Annotated in this window: 15 protein-coding genes; 1 reads left to right on the top strand and 14 read right to left on the bottom strand. The window is 39.7% G+C overall.

The window, feature by feature from the left end; all coding sequences use genetic code 11:
• Nucleotides 1–52 precede the first annotated feature (52 nt).
• The 9 genes from AC1TO5_RS17535 to AC1TO5_RS17495 all read right to left on the bottom strand — a co-directional run bounded on the left by AC1TO5_RS17535 (nucleotide 53) and on the right by AC1TO5_RS17495 (nucleotide 9,440).
• Nucleotides 53–535, bottom strand: coding sequence for a hypothetical protein (locus AC1TO5_RS17535; RefSeq protein WP_482064131.1), 483 nt, complete (start codon nucleotides 533–535; stop codon nucleotides 53–55).
• A complete protein-coding gene (locus tag AC1TO5_RS17530; protein WP_482064130.1) occupies nucleotides 532–1,485 on the bottom strand; it encodes a phosphotransferase enzyme family protein in 954 nt (317 codons plus the stop codon). The genes AC1TO5_RS17535 and AC1TO5_RS17530 overlap by 4 nt, the downstream gene beginning before the upstream one ends.
• A 50-nt stretch (nucleotides 1,486–1,535) precedes the next feature.
• Nucleotides 1,536–1,811: a hypothetical protein gene (locus AC1TO5_RS17525; RefSeq protein WP_482064129.1), complete on the bottom strand. Its 276-nt coding sequence runs from the start codon at nucleotides 1,809–1,811 to the stop codon at nucleotides 1,536–1,538.
• 196 nt (nucleotides 1,812–2,007) lie between these two features.
• A complete protein-coding gene (locus AC1TO5_RS17520; protein WP_482064128.1) occupies nucleotides 2,008–4,392 on the bottom strand; it encodes a DNA topoisomerase 3 in 2,385 nt (794 codons plus the stop codon).
• 40 nt (nucleotides 4,393–4,432) lie between these two features.
• Complete coding sequence (locus AC1TO5_RS17515; protein ID WP_482064127.1) at nucleotides 4,433–5,407, bottom strand: hypothetical protein; 975 nt, start codon at nucleotides 5,405–5,407, stop codon at nucleotides 4,433–4,435.
• 111 nt (nucleotides 5,408–5,518) lie between these two features.
• Nucleotides 5,519–5,833, bottom strand: coding sequence for a hypothetical protein (locus AC1TO5_RS17510; RefSeq protein ID WP_482064126.1), 315 nt, complete (start codon nucleotides 5,831–5,833; stop codon nucleotides 5,519–5,521).
• A 220-nt stretch (nucleotides 5,834–6,053) separates the two neighbouring features.
• Complete coding sequence (locus AC1TO5_RS17505) at nucleotides 6,054–7,544, bottom strand: glutamate synthase subunit beta (protein ID WP_482064125.1); 1,491 nt, start codon at nucleotides 7,542–7,544, stop codon at nucleotides 6,054–6,056.
• 214 nt (nucleotides 7,545–7,758) lie between these two features.
• Nucleotides 7,759–8,247, bottom strand: a complete 489-nt coding sequence (locus AC1TO5_RS17500) for a dihydrofolate reductase (protein ID WP_482064124.1) — start codon at nucleotides 8,245–8,247, stop codon at nucleotides 7,759–7,761.
• Between the two features lie 236 nt (nucleotides 8,248–8,483).
• Nucleotides 8,484–9,440 (bottom strand): thymidylate synthase, encoded by a 957-nt coding sequence (locus AC1TO5_RS17495; protein WP_482064123.1) that lies wholly within the window; start codon nucleotides 9,438–9,440, stop codon nucleotides 8,484–8,486.
• Between the two features lie 337 nt (nucleotides 9,441–9,777).
• Here AC1TO5_RS17495 and AC1TO5_RS17490 point away from each other — a divergent pair, with 337 nt between their 5' ends.
• Nucleotides 9,778–11,250, top strand: a complete 1,473-nt coding sequence (locus AC1TO5_RS17490; RefSeq protein ID WP_482064122.1) for a catalase — start codon at nucleotides 9,778–9,780, stop codon at nucleotides 11,248–11,250.
• A gap of 172 nt (nucleotides 11,251–11,422) precedes the next feature.
• Here the strand turns inward: AC1TO5_RS17490 and AC1TO5_RS17485 are convergent, their stop codons facing one another.
• The 5 genes from AC1TO5_RS17485 to pdhA form a co-directional block, all read right to left on the bottom strand.
• Nucleotides 11,423–11,917 (bottom strand): acyl-CoA thioesterase, encoded by a 495-nt coding sequence (locus AC1TO5_RS17485; protein WP_482064121.1) that lies wholly within the window; start codon nucleotides 11,915–11,917, stop codon nucleotides 11,423–11,425.
• Nucleotides 11,918–12,118: 201 nt separating this feature from the next.
• The gene (gene lpdA / locus AC1TO5_RS17480) at nucleotides 12,119–13,537 is read right to left on the bottom strand and encodes a dihydrolipoyl dehydrogenase (RefSeq protein WP_482064120.1); all 1,419 of its coding nucleotides are present in this window, start codon (nucleotides 13,535–13,537) and stop codon (nucleotides 12,119–12,121) included.
• Between the two features lie 3 nt (nucleotides 13,538–13,540).
• Nucleotides 13,541–14,815, bottom strand: a complete 1,275-nt coding sequence (locus AC1TO5_RS17475; RefSeq protein WP_482064119.1) for a dihydrolipoamide acetyltransferase family protein — start codon at nucleotides 14,813–14,815, stop codon at nucleotides 13,541–13,543.
• Nucleotides 14,816–14,889: 74 nt separating this feature from the next.
• Nucleotides 14,890–15,867 (bottom strand): alpha-ketoacid dehydrogenase subunit beta, encoded by a 978-nt coding sequence (locus tag AC1TO5_RS17470; protein WP_482064118.1) that lies wholly within the window; start codon nucleotides 15,865–15,867, stop codon nucleotides 14,890–14,892.
• A 19-nt stretch (nucleotides 15,868–15,886) separates the two neighbouring features.
• On the bottom strand, nucleotides 15,887–16,954 hold the full coding sequence (pdhA, locus tag AC1TO5_RS17465) for a pyruvate dehydrogenase (acetyl-transferring) E1 component subunit alpha (protein ID WP_482064117.1): 1,068 nt from the start codon (nucleotides 16,952–16,954) through the stop codon (nucleotides 15,887–15,889).
• Nucleotides 16,955–17,129 lie beyond the last annotated feature (175 nt).

Here is a 17,129-nt window from a genome sequence, read left to right as displayed (position 1 = left end):
AAAGTGAATATAAACAATCGTCATACAATCTCCCGTTAGTGATTATTTCGAACTAAATACAACACTTATTATTTTTAATCATTTCCTCGATGGCACTTATCATTGCCCTATGTTTTTCAGTTACTAATTCGTCAGTCGCATGTGCTGGCATATAAACAAACAACATATTGTTTACTTCGTAAACTTTAAGTCCCCATTTTTCATATTCATAAGCTTGTTTAATTTGATTTTTTCCTTCTTTTAATTCCTCATTATTATCGAATAAGTGAATAAATACCATTCCATCGATTAATTCATATGCCTTGGATCCAACATCGTTTAACTTTGGGTACTCACCTTCCATTTGTGGCTTTAAGTTTAATTCTTGACGACTAAAAGGCTCAATGATATCTTCTAATGTCCATTCAGTATTTGTATTGAATTCATAGAATTCTACTCTCCCAATTTTATTATCAACTAGTGGTTGTGAAGTACAAGCGACTATTCCTACTAACATCAAGAATATTAAAGGCATTAAAATAAATAATTTTCTCAATTATATCCCCCTTCACTGTTAGTTCTAAAGTGGGTGAATTCTATCTTATTTCTATATAAGTTCAAGATTCGAACTTGTTCCTCGCTTAGCTCTTTAGAATTCCAATACATGTGCATCAAATTATATTCAAACAATTCTTTTAGCTTCAAAAACAGCGGTAGTTTCATAAGCATCTCAGAAGAGAGGTCATTCTCCTCTTTATATCCATCTATTAACGCCCTGGTAATGGATCGTTCATAATCTCTTATATTCTCTCCCCCTGAGAACGAGAACTCCAGTGCAGAATAGATTGGAACGGCTAAATCGTATAAATAATAATGCTTTTCACAGTCTTGAAAATCAATCATCGTTAGTTTAGAGTTACTATCTACAAGGATATTTTCCAGCCACAGGTCTCCATGTATTAGACCATAATTTGAATTATCCTGTGGCAGTTCCTTAATATTGTTTACAACATCTTGTGTAATTTCGCGTATGGTCTTCTCTTCTCCAGGAATGTATTTCAGAAAATCAAATTCATCACACTCGTGCCAATGATTGATATGTGCAGTAGTCTCAGATTTCATATATCCTTTACTCACTCGATGCATTCTGCCCATTTGTTGGCCAATACCTCTAAATACAGATGCGTTCCATTTTGATCGTGGTAGATGGATTCCTGATGCAGCCTGAAATACAACTACTAGCTTCTCTTCTTCAAACATTAACTTTCCAATTAATGAATTTTTTATAGTGGGTATTATCTTTGGAACCCCGATGCCTTGGTTATATAGATAATTAGTCCAATTAACTTCTTCTAATTGTTCTTGATATGTCTTATAATTCGTTATTCGAACAAAAAAGACACCTTTTTTTGATTGGCAACGGTACATTTCATTTGTTACTGCTTCTACATTATAAAAATAAATAGGATATGTTTTATTTAGAAATCGCAATACTTTTTCTTCCATATTGTTATTCCCCTCAACTTTTTTCAAATCAGTGTTCCCATTTTAAACTGTTAGATTAGCTTCGCATTAAGCACTCGTTCCTCGTTAGTTGAACCATTATAAGATTCTCGAATCCATAGAACAACAGTCGTTGCTAAGCTTATTTTCACAGCAAGTCTAAGTAATTTAAGCAAATACTCCCCTATCGGGATTGAATAGATCGTAGTTATATTAGCATCTACATGCGTAATAGTATCTGGAATAAATACAATAGCGAGGGCTAAGCCAATTAAAAATCCGTATATTGCTCCCTTTACCAATCTCTTTTCGATTTCAAAAACCCCCATTCACCACATTGGATAAATATTGCATAATATCATATACGTCAACAATATGGATAATGTTGCTAAATCCACAGGAAATCCTTCTATTAAAAACAAATAGCTTTCAACCCTCTTCTAACTAAACAACAAAAAAGATCAACTACCAGCCACAGGAGGGTAGTTGATCTTTTTGCATTTTCCACTTGAAACATCTCACATACTAATTCATATCTATCGACAATTCGCCAGTATCACGATTGACTAGTACAATTCTACCGTCCACATGCTCGCCGCCGGGAGTATATAACTTCAAGCTTGGTGTCTTACCGCTCTTAGTCAATGTCTTAAGATCATCAGATGTAATAGAATGTCCGAACACTTCTCGCCTAATAATGACCGTACATCCTGAACGATAATGAGAACAACCATAATCTTTACGACCCATAAACAACTGACCACCGCAACCCGCTCTTGGGCAAGGGGTAATCAATTGTAAGCCACTCGTTGCGCTCGCACCATTGTCCGCAGTAGCTATTGTAGCTTTTGCCGCTGACTTTGACTGACTAGCAGCTGTCGTGCTAGCTACAACTGTTGATGCTTTAGTACCAGCTGCTGTTGATGTTTTAGCACGCGAGGCACCCGCTTCTTTGACAGTTGATTTCCTAGTACGAGGCTTTACTTCTTTGCCTTCAGCATCTTCTACATCCGTTTTTTTAGTGCTCCTCGTTCGTTTCGGAGCTACTTCCTGCTTTTCGAATGAAGATTTGGCTACCATCGGCTGCACTCGTACCTTATCAACGATCATCGTCGCAAACTTCTTCACATTATTCATAAATTGCTCGTTCGATGCGTTTCCGCGCGCAATATCATTCAATCGTTTCTCCCACATACCAGTCATTTCAGGGGATGTTAGCAGCTCAACACCTGCGCCACGAATGAGTTCAATCGCGATTTTACCTTTGTTCGCAATCGTTATCCTTTTACCGACCAACGTAATATAACCAACCGTCTTCAAACGTTCGATCGTGGAAGCCCTAGTCGCAGGCGTCCCGAGTCCCGAGTCTTTCATCGCCTCTCGCATCTCATCATCTTCGATCTGCTTGCCTGCACTCTCCATCGCTCTTAGAAGCGTTCCTTCTGTAAATGACTTCGGTGGCTTCGTCGCTTTCTCTCTTGCTGTCGCAGTTTTGCACAGTACATCAGCATCAGCATTTAACTCGAATGGCTGATCAAGTTCTGTAACCTCATCTGGATCATCACCATCGGCAGTTGCTTTCTTCCGCTTTGTCGCCGCTTCCGTACTCTGATCGCTATAGATCACTTTCCAACCAAGCTCGAGCAACTGTTTCATATTACTTTTGAATAGATGCTGCTCAACCTTCGTCAGAACGGTATGTCCCATATATCTTGCTGGTGGAAAGAACTGCGACAGAAATCTGCGCACGACAAGATCATATAACTTCTGTTCATCTGCTGAAAGTGAAGTCGCCTTACGAACCGTTGGCATAATCGCATGATGATCCTCTACTTTAGCAGGATTACAAATTGATTTATTACCGATATGGACAAGAGAACGATCACTTTGCTGCACCCATTGACCGTAGCTCGTATTTTGCAATGCATTAAGCGCCTTATGCATCTCTGGTATATTTTGTTCTGTTACATAGTTAGAATTCGTACGCGGATAAGTAATAACTTTGTGCTTTTCATATAAGCTTTGGGCAATATCTAACGTCTTCTTAGCTGAAAAATTAAGCTTACTATTCGCTTCCCGCTGCAACAATGTTAAATCATACAGACGAAGAGGGTACTCTTTCATTTCTTTTGCTTCATAAGACTCGATCATCCCGCGCTTTCCTTTTACATCGGAAACGATCGTGTCAGCTTTTTCTTTCTCCGTAATCCGGTCACCCTGCCACATTCCTTTATAATTCGTTTCCTCTTGCTGAAATTGAGCTTCGACATCAAAAAATGTTAACGAATCGAATTTCGCAATTTCTGCTTCACGATCATAAATTAATGCTAATACAGGCGTCTGCACTCTACCGACAGACATCAATTCATTATGCTTAGTTGTAAATGCTCTAGTCCCATTCATACCAATCAGCCAATCCGCTTCACTCCGAGCAGATGCGGCTAACGTTAAATTGTAATAATCCGCTTCCGATCGTAACTCTTGAAATCCTTTACGTATCGTTTCAGCAGTTAGATCCGAGATCCATAGTCGCTCGACAGTTTGATTCAGCTTCAAATAACGTTGAATAAGCGAGAAGATATATTGCCCTTCTCGCCCAGCATCACAAGCATTTACAATATGATCGCAGCGTTGTGCTAAGTCTTTAATAACTTTTAGTTGATCAGCTGTTCGCTTATTCGCAATTAATTTGAACTGCTCCGGAATAATTGGCAAATGAGAAATATTCCATTTTTTATATCGATCATCATAAGCGTCTGGCTCTGCTAGTCCAACTAAATGACCGATCGCCCATGAAATAATATACGTTTCACCTTCTAAGTAACTACGCATATTTTTCGCTTTCGGCTCAATTGCAGCAGCGATATTTCGACCCATATCTGGTTTTTCGGCTATAATTAATGTCTTCATAATAACTCCTTCATGATTCATTCACTAATAATTAATGGTGTTAATCATTAATATAATTAATCATGGTAGTGAATAAGCTATTTACTCCAGTTGACCAATTAGGGTCTTCTGCATATTTACGATTAATCCAAACGATCGGATCAATATCTTGAGGACGGTCCTTGCTTAAATTAACCAATGTTCGTGCAGCAATCGCAGTCGAATCTTCAATCGTCGTATTATAATCTTCCCAGCTATGGAATACATTGAACGGATTATTGGCGATTTCTGCTGCTCGCTCATTGTCGCGACTTACAAAAGCTTGCTCTTGACCAGTAATGGCAAACAGAAGTACTGGATGGATATTGAATTGTTTGGCAGTATCCATGATAGCAGTATAATACGGCTCATCTACTAATATAGAATCCCGACTATTCAAATATTGAATCAATAAAGACTCGTTCACCGCTATATATTGAAAGTCCGACGGAAGTTCATTATACGCCAAAACTTCAATTGGTCCTACCACAGAACTTTCATTGATGACAACTAAGTCAGCTTGCTTGTCCTTCATAACCGCCGGCGAATAATAAGCATACAAACTTACTGCAAAGATCAGCACTAGAGAAGCCAGTCCATAAGCCATACTTTTTCTATGCTCGTGAACCGATGTAGTAATGTTGCTCCAAAGTGACCATTTACTCGGAGTAGTCTCGACAATTACACCTTTATCTACTCTCCAATTACGGAGCAATTCCCAATCCCCGTTCGTTAATGGAGCTTCACTACAGACCATATCAATGTCTTGTAATGAAACAGGCCGTTTCTGCGGAATAACGACTTGCTCAATCAATGTGTTTGTAATGTGACGTTTTAATTCTGGGTGATAGGGCGGCAACTGACGCTCAATAATTTTCACAATCGCATCAGCAACGATTTCAGCATGTTTCTCTTGGGGTAAATGTGCATATTTTTGTTGAACATAGAATCGTATGCGATCCACTGAATCAAGCGACAGAACACTACTTTGCTCCATAGTTAACTTCAGCCCCATTTCTCCAACAGTATATCCTTTTACTTTCGAGAATTAGAACCTAATTCCTGCAAATAACAGATCATTATTCAGTAAGTGACGATAACACTAGCTTTATGCTACTGCTTGAGCAATTAATAATTGAAGTTGGGTCGATTCCACATATTGGCGCACTTGTTCCTTCTCTGAGAACGTCAGCTGATATTCACAATCACAACCAACATCCTGCGGAACCATTTGTGCAATAATGCCTTCATGCGAACAAATAACAAGTATATTAAAATCAATAAGATCCTCTGGAAGTGGCGCTCCCTCCAAAACAACTGGAACGAGATTAATATCAACCCATTGCTGATCTCTTTTCTCGATATGAATATCAAATGTAATAAATTTCAACTCTTCTATCTGGTCTAACCCATATCTAATCACGCAACAATCTCCTTATGCAAAACAATATAATTATATTTTATCACAAATTAGCACTATATGGACAAGTAGTTCAAGAACATAAGCACACGATTAAAAACGATCATCAACATAATGATAAATACACAAGATTGGAAAAACAACTAAAAACAAACATGCAATTAGATATAAAAAAAGTGGATCGCTATTTCCACTCTTAGCGACCCACTTTTTATTCCACTAACTATGAAGGCAGCATCGAACTGCCCATGAGATATTTATCAACTTCTTTGGCCGCTTGACGCCCTTCGTTAATCGCCCATACGACAAGACTTTGTCCACGCCGAACATCTCCTGCAGCAAATACTTTATCAATATTCGTTCTATAGTCACCATAGCGAGCTTTCACGTTAGAACGGCTGTCCGTTGCCAAAGTTAGTTGTTCAATAATTGTTGCTTCAGGGCCTTCAAACCCAATCGCAATCAGCGCAATATCTACTCGCCATACTTGCTCCGTTCCTTCTAGCTCTTTGTATATTTTCTTGCCTGTCTCATCGATATAGCGTTCTATTTTCACCGTATGAAGCTCCTTCAAGTTCCCTTGCTCATCTCCAACAAATTTCTTCGTCAGAACAGAGAATTGACGAGGATCTTCGCCGTATATCGCTTTCGCTTCCTCGTGTGCATAATCTAATGTATACACATGGGGAAATTGAGGCCATGGATTTTGTAAAGCATCACGCTGCTTGGGCGCTTTTGCAACTGTACCGAATTGAACGATAGACTCACAGCCATGACGAAGTGCTGTAGCTACACAGTCTGTCCCCGTATCACCGCCACCAATAACAACAACATTTTTCCCTTTTGCAGAAATGTAATTACCGTCATCCAGATTAGAATCAAGATAACTTTTAATGGTGCTATTCAAGTAATCCATTGCGGGATAAATCCCCTTCAATTCTGATCCCTCAATCGTAATGCTTCTTGCTTTCGTAGCTCCAAGAGCAAGCACAACAGCGTCAAATTGCTGTAATAGCGCTGCTGCCGGCAGATCTTTACCAATTTCAGTATTCGTAATAAATTGAATTCCTTCTTCTTGTAAAATGGAAACACGACGATCTACAACATGCTTCTCAAGCTTCATTGTCGGAATACCATACGTTAACAATCCACCAATACGATCAGCACGCTCGAATACAGTTACGGTGTGACCCGCTTTGTTCAATTGAGCAGCAGTAGCTAATCCAGCAGGACCTGACCCGACAATAGCTACTTTCTTACCTGTACGAATTCGAGGCGGCTGTGCAACGACCCAGCCTTCTTTGAAGCCACGTTCAATAATGGCTTCTTCGATCGTTTTTATAGAAACTGCATCACCAATCAAACCAACGGTGCAGGAGCCTTCACACGGAGCAGGACATACACGTCCTGTGAACTCTGGAAAATTATTCGTTTTGTGTAAACGATTCAATGCGTCTTTCCACTGACCGCGATATACAAGGCTATTCCACTCAGGAATTAAGTTATTAACCGGACACCCAGATACCGTATTTCCAATTTCAATTCCTGTATGACAATATGGCGTGCCACAATCCATACAACGGGCACCTTGAGTTTGTAGTTGTTGGTCAGACATATGCTTATGAAATTCTTTCCAGTCATGCACACGACTACGCGGATTGCGATCTGTAGGCACTTCTCTTTCATAGTCCAAAAACCCAGTTGGCATTGACATGATAGCATCTCCCCAATATCCCGAAGCCCTTACCTTTACACGGATCATTAGTGCAGGCATCGATATATATATTCATCCTCAATCGAGGTAGTGTAAATTAATTCGTTACACTAATGCTATCATTTTCAGCTCATTTTTCGTAATGGACTATCATCATAATCATTTGCACTATTTACATGAATTTATCTCAACTAGTAAGCAGCAACCATTTGCACTATTTCACCCGATTATACGTATATATAGTGAAATCATAGTTGTTTTTCTCATCTTTCAATACTTTTTCACTATGAACAAGCTCAAAATCTTCCTCATTATAACTCGGGAAATAGGCATCGGCATTTGTAATTTCTACATCAACTTTCGTAATGTACATCTTATCAATGTAAGGCATAAACAGCTTATATATTTCCGTTCCACCAGTAATCATCAGCTCTTCATTCCCGTATTTCTCAATTGCTTCCTCTACCGAATGTACAACTTCGCAGCCTTCTATAATAAGCCCTGTTTGTCTTGAAAGGATTACATTTGTGCGATTAGGAAGTGGTTTTCCAAGCGACTCAAACGTTTTACGACCCATTAGCACCGTTTTATGTAATGTTGTTCTTTTGAAATGAGCAAACTCAGCAGGCAAGTGCCATAGCATTTTATTATCTACACCAATTGCGTTATTTTCACTTGTTGCAACGATTAATGTTAAAGACATATTGTTCTCTCCTTAATTATCATCTAATTCTTATACTTATATATTATACGACATCTATTACAACTCTGCCTATTATGCATTAAGAATCACATTACCGATAAAATTTGATTCTTATGATGATAAACTGCCAAATTCAAAAACCATCATTAATCGCTCAGCATGACCCGTCGCTTAATGATGGCTTTTTTAGATGTATATATTTCTTTAACTAATCTCAAGTTTGCTTTCCTACTCAACTATACGGCTACTGGCGCCTTAATAGTAGGATGCGGCTCATAACCCTCTACCTTCATATCAGATAATTCAAATTCAAAAATTGACTGCTTGTCCTTATTCAACTGCAAAGTAGGCAATGCTCTTGGTTCACGCGACAGCTGTGTCTCGATTTGCTCCAAATGATTCACATAAATATGCGCATCACCTAATGTATGAATAAAGTCGCCAACCTCAAGACCACATTCATGGGCAATAAGATGCGTCAGCAACGCATAGCTCGCAATATTGAACGGAATACCGAGGAAAATATCAGCACTGCGTTGATACAATTGACAGCTTAGCTTACCGTTCGAAACATAGAATTGGAACATCGTATGACAAGGTGGCAAAGCCATTGTCGGAACATCCTCTGGATTCCACGCAGATATAATCAATCTTCGAGAATCTGGATTTGTTTTGATCGTTGCAATAATATCGGCTAATTGATCGATAACAGCGCCTTGTGATGTTTTCCACTCACGCCATTGCTTGCCGTATACATTGCCAAGGTCGCCGAATTTCTCAGCAAACAGATCATCTGCTAATACCTGTTGCTTGAAATATGCTAGCTGCTCCTCATACTGCATTGCAAATTGCTCATCAGCTAGTGCACGGTGCGCAAAGTTAGTCATATCTGGTCCTGTATATTCAGTCGATTCAATCCAACGCTTGAATGCCCATTCATTCCATATATTATTATTGTTTTCTAATAAGTATCGAATATTGCTATCGCCTTTAATAAACCATAGTAGTTCACTAGCAATAAGCTTGAATGGAACGCGTTTCGTCGTTAGTAGCGGGAAACCTTCACTAAGTGAAAATCTCATCTGATATCCGAATAAAGATATCGTTCCCGTACCTGTACGATCTTCCTTCTTCTCGCCATTTTCTAATACATCTTTTAATAGCTGCAAATAAGCCTGCTCACTAGTTACCATTCCATTCACTCCTACAACTTTTCATTGGCATACATCATAACTTCAAAGTAATGAAAAGTTACTTCGTAAGCATTTGTCAAACTTCTCATTACGAATAACTTACTCTTTTAACAAGACGTAATGAAGAGAATATTCTTATTATTATAGCATATCTTTTGTCATATATTAAGTGGAGTTAATTACATACTCAACTCAGTGAACAACAAAAAGCCCTGTATTCGAATCATAGATTAGAAGCAATCAAAAAACTGAAAAATCAATAAATATAGTTATATAAAAATAAGTAATATGTTATAGTAATAATGAGTTTAATTTACCAATTAGGAGGTGCATTTTCATGAGTAATAATGAAAATCAAAAGAAGTTAACTACCGCAGCAGGTGCCCCAGTTGTTGATAATCAGAACTCGATGACAGCAGGTCCGCGAGGTCCCATCCTTTTACAGGATATCTGGCTATTGGAGAAACTAGCACACTTTGATAGAGAAGTCATTCCTGAAAGACGTATGCATGCAAAAGGGTCTGGTGCTTACGGCACATTTACCGTAACACATGATATTACTAAATATACTAAAGCAAGTATTTTCTCTGAAATTGGTAAACAGACGGATATGTTCGTTCGTTTCTCCACTGTTGCCGGCGAGCGTGGTGCGGCTGATGCCGAGCGCGATATTCGTGGTTATGCCATGAGATTCTATACCGAAGAAGGAAACTGGGATCTTGTAGGAAACAACACTCCTGTGTTTTTCTTCAGAGATCCGATGCAATTCCCAGATTTGAATCATGCCGTTAAGCGTGATCCTCGTACGAATATGCGTAGTGCCAATAATAACTGGGACTTCTGGACGTCATTACCTGAAGCACTACATCAAGTGACGATTGTAATGAGTGACCGCGGTATTCCGAAATCGTATCGTAATATGCATGGCTTTGGTAGCCATACGTTCAGCATGATCAATGCACAAAATGAACGTACTTGGGTGAAATTCCATCTCCGTTCACAACAAGATATCGAGAATTTGACTGATCAAGAAGCAGAAGTGCTTGTTGGTAAAGATCGTGAAAGCCATCAGAAAGATTTATATGAAAATATAGAAAATGGCAACTTCCCGAAATGGAAGATGTTCATCCAAGTAATGACCGAAGAACAAGCTAATAATATGCCTTATAACCCGTTCGATGTAACAAAAGTATGGTATAAGAAGGATTTCCCACTTATTGAAGTTGGAGAATACGAGCTTAATAGAAACCCAGAGAATTATTTTGCTGAAGTAGAACAAGCTGCTTTCACACCTGCTAATGTCGTTCCAGGTCTTAGTTTCTCACCTGATAGAATGCTGCAAGGCAGACTATTCTCGTATGGTGATGCTCAGCGTTACCGTCTAGGTGTAAACCACCATCATATTCCAGTTAACCAACCGAAATGTCCATTTAACAGCTTCCATCGTGATGGCGCAATGAGAGTTGACGGAAACAAAGGAAGCACACTGCACTATGAGCCGAACAGCTATGGTGAATGGAAAGAACAGCCTGAACACAAAGAACCGCCTCTAGCTATCAATGGCGCTGCTACTCAGTGGGATTTCAGAGAAGACGATGATAACTATTTTGAACAGCCTGGCCTGCTCTTTAACCTAATGAGCAAAGAACAGCAACAAGTGTTGTTTGAAAATACTGGTCGTAATATGAATGGCGTTGAAAAACATATTCAGATTCGCCACATCACACACTGCTACAAAGCAGATCCAGCTTATGGTGAAGGTGTAGCAAAAGCACTTGGCATTCCAATGAGCGAAATCAACATAGAATAAAGTTTTTGTTATTATAATGTATAATATTACTTATAAAAAGGGTAGCGTTTATCGCTACCCTTTTTGATATTTTTGAAAGTAAAAGATTTTTGGGGGAGCCGAATGCTTCTCCTCTTTTTAGTTATGTCAAATTTTCAGGTCAATTGATCACCTAAATCAGTTCTTCATTTTGTTACTGCTGTATACCATTCTTCCGCTCTAATTTACGTTTTTTGCGCAATTCATGACGTTCTGGAGCTTGTTCGAACAATTGTTTCTCAAAATCAGTTTGCGGCTCTAACCCAGGCACTTTTGCTGGACGACCGTTTTCCCCTAGTGCAACAAAGGTAAAGAACGCAGTTACCGTTTGCTTCTTCTCGGCCGTAATTAGATTTTCGGATGTCACAGTCACATAGATTTCCATTGAGCTACGATGCGTCCAGCTCACAAACGCCTGAATCTCAATGACTTCACCAACCATAATTGGTGCTAGGAAATCAATACTATCCATCGAAGCTGTAACCGATCTCATGCGTGCATGTCTCATCGCTGCAATCGCAGCTGCTTTGTCCATATATTCCATTAATCGCCCACCGAACATTGTATCATAATGATTCGTATCCAACGGGAAAATAAGTTGCGTCATTAGTGTAAATGAATCCGCAGGTGTCTTTTTCCCTAAATCCATAGTAGTCCCTCATTTCTTAATAATATAATAAGTTCAAAATATTGGCTTGTCAGCACCAAGAAAATGCTACAACGCGTTACATCGTGATCACGAGCCAATATTTTGAATATCCTATAAAAAAGGTTTCAAGCAACATATACGATCATATGCGACTTGAAACCTTTATAAATACAATAATCTGTCGTCAAACTAAATTATTGTCTATTTTTTTGCAATAGCATGGATCGGATGTCCAAGCAGCATTTCAGCTGCATCAAGAACGATTTCACCAAGTGTTGGGTGAGCATGGATTGTAAGAGCAATATCTTCAATCGTAGCGCCCATCTCGATTCCTAGAGCAAGCTCAGCAATCAAGTTAGAAGCTTCAAGACCAACGATTTGAGCACCTAGCAATAAGCCAGTCTCCGCATCGCCGATAAGTTTTACGAAGCCTTCTGTTGCATTTAAGCTCATTGCACGACCGTTAACGCCATAGTTGAATTTACCAACTTTAACATTAAGACCTTGCTCTTTCGCTTCGCCTTCACTAATACCTACGCTACCGATTTCTGGATCAGAGAAGCAAACTGCTGGAATACATTTGTAATCAACAGCGCTAGCAAGACCAGACATATGTTCAGCAGCGATACGTCCTTCGTACATTGCTTTGTGAGCAAGTGCAAGACCAGGAACGATATCACCAATGGCATAGATATGAGGAATGTTTGTACGACCATACTCATCAACTTCGATAAGTCCACGATCAGTCATTTTCACATCGATTAGATCTAGACCTAGTTCACCGTCAGTATTAGGACGACGGCCAACAGTTACTAGAAGGTAATCAGCAGTTACAGATTCTTCTTTATCGCCAACAGTATAAGTTACTGTTACATCTTTATCTGTTTGAGTTGCTGCTTTCGCTTGAGCGCCAGTAATAATGTTAGCACCTTTTGCTTTGAATTTCTTAGAAACAACTGCAGAAACGTCTTTATCAAAACCTGGAAGGATTGAATCAGAACCTTCAATAACAGTAATTTGTGTACCATAGTTAGAGTACATTTGGCTAAGCTCGATACCGATATAGCCACCACCGATAACTACGATGCTTTTTGGAATTTCAGGAAGTTTAAGCGCTCCAGTAGAAGAAACGATACGTCCTCCATAAGGGAATGCTTTAAGCTCGATTGGACGTGATCCAGTCGCAATAATACAGTTTTTGAAACGGTAACGAGGAGCTTCTTGATCGTTAAATACACGAGCTTCGTTTTCGTTAATGAACATTACTTCACCGTTGAAATATTCAACTTTGTTTGCTTTAAGCAAAGCAGCTACGCCGCCAGTAAGTTTAGAAACGATACCGTCTTTGAAACTTTGAACTTGTGCCCAATCTACTTTAGCTTCGCCAACTTCGATACCGAAAGTCGAAGCGTTGCTAATGCTCTCATATTGATGAGAAGCTGAGATTAGAGCTTTGGAAGGAATACATCCAACGTTAAGACATACACCACCAACAGTTGCTTTATCTACACAAAGTACTTTGTGACCAAGTTGCGCAGCGCGAATTGCAGCTACATAACCACCAGGACCAGCACCAATGACTAGAGTGTCAATATCTAATGAAGCGTCACCTACTACCATCTCTTACACCTCCATAATGAATAGCTCAGGCTGTGCCAAAAGCTTTTTAATGTGGTTCATGAAGTTTTGAGCAGTTGCACCATCAATTAGACGGTGATCAAAGCTTAGAGAAAGAGCCATTACTGGAGCTGCTACGATTTCGCCATTACGTACGATAGCTTTTTCAGAGATACGACCTGTACCAAGAATAGCAACTTCTGGGAAGTTGATAACTGGAGTAAAGAACATACCACCAGCAGAACCGATATTAGAAATTGTAATTGTACTACCACGTAATTCATTAGCAGCAAGTTTACCTTCACGACCTTTAATAGCTAGATCACGAATATTGTCTGCAATTGCAAATAGGTTTTTACGATCAGCATCTTCAACAACAGGAACGATTAGACCGTTGTCTGTATCTGTAGCGATACCAACGTTATAGAATTTACGGTAAACGATCTCTTGGCTTGCTTCATCAAGTGTAGAGTTCATAATTGGGAACTCACGACAAGCAGATACAAGAGCTTTTACGATAAATGGAAGGTAAGTTAGTTTCGAACCTTTTTTCTCTGCGTATGGTTTGTATTTCGTACGAAGTGCAACAAGTTCAGTAACATCAACTTCATCCATAATAGTTACGTGAGGAGCTGTGTATACTGATTTGGACATCGCACCAGCAATCATTTTACGAATACCTTTAAACGGTACGCGTTCTTCTGGACGATATGCACTGCCAGAAACAACAGGAGCTGCCGCTACTGGAGCTTCAGATGCAACCGAAGTAGCTGCTTCGGTTGTTGGAGCTGCTACTGGAGCACCGCCGAATCCTGAAACATCTTCACGAGTGATACGGCCATTTTTGCCAGTACCAGCTACTTGTTTAATATCTACACCTTGTTCACGAGCGAATTTACGAGTACTTGGCGTTGCAAGAACTGATGCATTATCAGATACTGCAGGAGTTGAAGCCGCTGCAGGAGTTGCTGCTGCTACTGGAGCTGGAGCTTCTTCCTTAGCCTCTTCAGCAGGACCGCCAAGTCCTTCAGGAATTTCGCCTTCTGCTTCGATAATAGCTACAACTTCGCCAACTTTGCGAGTTTCGCCATCTTTCATCAACACTTCAAGCACTTTACCGTTAACTGGACAAGGAACTTCAACGATCGCTTTATCATTTTGAACTTCCATAATGATATCGTCGTCAGTTATTGCTTGACCAACTGTAATAAGAACTTTAACAATTTCACCTTCATGTAAACCTTCACCTAGCTCTGGAAATCGGTATTCAAATTTAGCCACCGAAATTTACCTCCTTGTTGCTTAGCCTGCCATGAAGACAGGCTATAGCTTTTATATCTCAGTATGTCTTAATCTTAGAAGTTTAGTACTTTATTTACTGCTGTAATAATACGAGCAGGTGTTGGAAGCCATTGATCTTCGATTTGTGCATAAGGATACACAGTATCTGGACCAGCTACACGTAGAACTGGAGCTTCAAGATGTAGAATCGCATGCTCATTCACTTGAGCAATAATTTCTGCAGCTGCACCAGAAGTTTTTTGTGCTTCTTGAACAATGATACAACGATTCGTTTTTTGGATTGAAGCAACGATTGTATCAATATCAAGCGGCATAAGTGTACGAAGATCGATAACTTCTACCTTCACACCTTGTTTTTCAAGCTCATCAGCAGCTTTTTGAGATGTATGAACCATCATACCGTAAGTAAGGATCGTTACATCAGAACCTTCACGAACGACATTCGCCTTACCGATTTCAACTGTATATTCACCTTCAGGAACTTCATCACGGAATGCGCGATATAAGTTAAGATGCTCCATGAAGAATACTGGATCATTGTCACGAATTGCAGCGATCATCAGACCTTTTGCATCGTAAGGGTTAGAAGGAATAACTACTTTGATACCAGGAGTCTGGATCGCAAGACCTTCTAGAGAATCTGTATGAAGCTCAGCAGCTTTTACTCCACCACCAAAAGGTGTACGGAATACGATTGGTGAGTTATAACGTCCACCAGAACGGTAACGCATACGTGCCGCTTGAACAAACATTTGATCAAGTGCTTCATAGATGAAACCAACAAATTGAATTTCTGCAATCGGACGGAAGCCTTGAATCCCCATACCAACCGCCATACCAGCAATTGCAGATTCAGCTAGTGGAGTATCGAATACTCTTTCCTCACCGAATTCTTTTTGTAATCCTTCAGTTACACGGAATACACCGCCGACATTACCTACGTCTTCACCAAAGATGACAACATTAGGGTCACGTGTAAGTTCTACGCGCATCGCATCGCGAATCGCTTCTAACATATTCATTTGTGCCATGGTCGTTTTATCCTCCCTATTACTCGAAATCAGCTTTTTGAGCTTCCAAATGTTGCGGTGTATGCTCAAACATAGAATCAATAAGTCCAGCAACTGTCATTTTCTCAGTTTGCTCAGCTTTCTTGATGTTCTCAGCTACAGCTGCTTTTGCTTCTTCTTTTACGCGAAGCGTATCTTCTTCTGTCCAAAGACCTTTTTTCTCAAGGAATTTACCGAAGCGAGTAAGTGGATCTTTAAGCGCCCATTCTGCTTCCTCATCCTTAGTACGATATTTAGTCGTATCATCTGCAAGAGAATGCGGACGGAAACGATAAGTTAGTAATTCAAGTAAAGTTGCACCTTCACCGTCACGTCCACGCTGAGCAGCATCTTGAACTGCTTTAATTACAGCAAGTACGTCCATACCATCAATTTGTTGACCAACAATACCTGCAGCGATAGCTTTATGTGCTACTGAAAGAGCTGCTGTTTGTTTAGCATATGGCGTTGTAATAGCATAGCCATTATTTTGTACAACGAAAACTGCTGGTAGCTTGAATGCACCAGCGAAGTTCAATGCTTCATAGAAGTCACCTTCAGATGAACCACCGTCACCAGTATACGTAATCGCTACATTTTTTTGATTTTTCTTTTTGAATGCCATTGCTACGCCCATTGCATGAAGCACTTGCGCACCAATAATAATTTGCGGCATTAATACGTTAACGCCTTCTGGAATTTGACCACCATGCTGGTGACCACGAGAATATAAGAACGCTTGATATAGTGGTAGGCCGTGCCATACAATCTGTGGCATATCACGGTAACCTGGAGCTACAAAATCTTCTTTATTAAGTGCATACTCACTACCAATCATTGAAGCTTCTTGACCTGAAACTGGTGCGTAGAAACCAAGACGACCTTGACGTCCTAAGTTAATAGCACGCTCGTCCCAAGTACGAGTGAATACCATGCGATACATAACTTCTTTTAACTGCTCATCAGTAAGATCCGGCATATATTCCGGATTAGCCACTTCACCATCTAATGTTAGTACATATAATGGTGCAACTGGTTCTGATTGAACTTCATATGGCAATTTGCTCATGGAGAACGCTCACCTCACCTTAAAATATTTGAAAATTGTGTGTCTCTGTTATAGACTTATTATAACCCTGTTTACTGTTGATGGTCAAAGAAAAAAAGCACAAATCCACTGAATTTAGCGTTTTTTCATCATTTAATCATCAAAGTGTATATATAACAGGTTCATATTTACACTA

The sequence above is a fragment of the Paenibacillus sp. Y930 genome (genome assembly GCF_056786375.1).
The sequence above is the reverse complement of the archived record's forward strand: the minus strand, read 5'-3'. Positions and strand labels throughout refer to the sequence as shown.

What these genes read in the sequence shown, in the direction of transcription:
- AC1TO5_RS17530 (WP_482064130.1), bottom strand. Translation starts at nt 1,485, where the DNA reads ATGGAAGAAAAAGTATTGCGATTTCTAAATAAAACATATCCTATTTAT.
- AC1TO5_RS17525 (WP_482064129.1), bottom strand. Translation starts at nt 1,811, where the DNA reads ATGGGGGTTTTTGAAATCGAAAAGAGATTGGTAAAGGGAGCAATATAC.
- AC1TO5_RS17520 (WP_482064128.1), bottom strand. Translation starts at nt 4,392, where the DNA reads ATGAAGACATTAATTATAGCCGAAAAACCAGATATGGGTCGAAATATC.
- AC1TO5_RS17515 (WP_482064127.1), bottom strand. Translation starts at nt 5,407, where the DNA reads ATGGAGCAAAGTAGTGTTCTGTCGCTTGATTCAGTGGATCGCATACGA.
- AC1TO5_RS17505 (WP_482064125.1), bottom strand. Translation starts at nt 7,544, where the DNA reads ATGTCAATGCCAACTGGGTTTTTGGACTATGAAAGAGAAGTGCCTACA.
- AC1TO5_RS17500 (WP_482064124.1), bottom strand. Translation starts at nt 8,247, where the DNA reads ATGTCTTTAACATTAATCGTTGCAACAAGTGAAAATAACGCAATTGGT.
- AC1TO5_RS17495 (WP_482064123.1), bottom strand. Translation starts at nt 9,440, where the DNA reads ATGGTAACTAGTGAGCAGGCTTATTTGCAGCTATTAAAAGATGTATTA.
- AC1TO5_RS17490 (WP_482064122.1), top strand. Translation starts at nt 9,778, where the DNA reads ATGAGTAATAATGAAAATCAAAAGAAGTTAACTACCGCAGCAGGTGCC.
- AC1TO5_RS17485 (WP_482064121.1), bottom strand. Translation starts at nt 11,917, where the DNA reads ATGGATTTAGGGAAAAAGACACCTGCGGATTCATTTACACTAATGACG.
- lpdA (WP_482064120.1), bottom strand. Translation starts at nt 13,537, where the DNA reads ATGGTAGTAGGTGACGCTTCATTAGATATTGACACTCTAGTCATTGGT.
- AC1TO5_RS17470 (WP_482064118.1), bottom strand. Translation starts at nt 15,867, where the DNA reads ATGGCACAAATGAATATGTTAGAAGCGATTCGCGATGCGATGCGCGTA.
- pdhA (WP_482064117.1), bottom strand. Translation starts at nt 16,954, where the DNA reads ATGAGCAAATTGCCATATGAAGTTCAATCAGAACCAGTTGCACCATTA.